The organism is Micromonospora sp. RTP1Z1 (assembly GCF_033804685.1).
Classification (GTDB): Bacteria; Actinomycetota; Actinomycetes; order Mycobacteriales; family Micromonosporaceae; genus Micromonospora.
The window spans coordinates 1-928 of record NZ_JAPFQV010000145.1 but is presented as its reverse complement, the minus strand read 5'-3'; the positions used below and the strand labels follow the sequence as shown (position 1 = coordinate 928).

The 928-nt window shown below is 69.1% G+C and carries 1 protein-coding gene; it reads left to right on the top strand.

Features of this window, described 5'->3' with window-relative positions:
* The first annotated feature begins 31 nt into the window (after positions 1–31).
* Positions 32–907: an IS5 family transposase gene (locus SLP03_RS31435; RefSeq protein WP_319464264.1), complete on the top strand. Its 876-nt coding sequence runs from the start codon at positions 32–34 to the stop codon at positions 905–907.
* Positions 908–928 lie beyond the last annotated feature (21 nt).

Sequence of the window (928 nt, the reverse complement as noted above, 5' to 3'; positions counted from 1 at the left end):
CGACTAAACCAGCACGACCGAAGGCCCAACCCTGTCTGTATACCTTGTCGCCGGCGTCGCCGCATCCGCCACCCCGGCCACCGTTGACGATCACCTGCCCACCGCCCGGCCGCGGCACTATCCGTCCGACACTACGGATGCCGAATGGCAGGTCCTGGCTCCGCACGTGCCGGCCGGGACCGGACGCGGCCGGCCGATCACCTACCCCCGCCGGGACATCGTGGACGCGATCCGCTACCTCGACCGGACCGGCTGCCAGTGGGACGCGCTGCCTGCCGACTTCCCGCACCACAAGCTGGTCTACCACTACTTCACGACCTGGACCCGCGACGGGACGCTCAACCGCATGCACAACAGCCTGCGGGAACAGGTCCGCGAACAGGTCGAGGGCCGTAACCGGCAGCCGACGGCCGCGCTGGTCGACTCCCAGTCGATACGCGGCGCGGAGACCGTCGGCCGCCCCGGGCGTGGCTACGACGCGGGGAAGAAGGTCAACGGCCGGAAACGGCACATCGCCGTCGACACCTGCGGACTACTGCTCGCGATCCTGGTCACCGGCGCCAACGTGCAGGATCGCGACGCCGCCCGGCCGCTGCTGTGGGCGCTACGCGCCTGCTTTCCCACCATCGGCCTGACCTGGGCCGACAGCGGCTACGCCGGCCGGCTCGTCGACTGGGCCGCCACCCACCTCGCCCTGACCGTGCAGATCGTCGCGAAACTCGCTGGGCAGACCACGTTCGTCGTCCTGCACCGCAGATGGGCGGTCGAGCGCACCTTCTCCTGGATCAACCGGTGCCGACGCACGGTCCGAGACTACGAACGGCTACCCGACCACCACGCCGCGATGGTCCAATGGGCCATGATCATCGTCATGACCCGCCGCCTCGCCCGCCACCAACCCACCTGAAACCCTTATTTACCAGGCTCT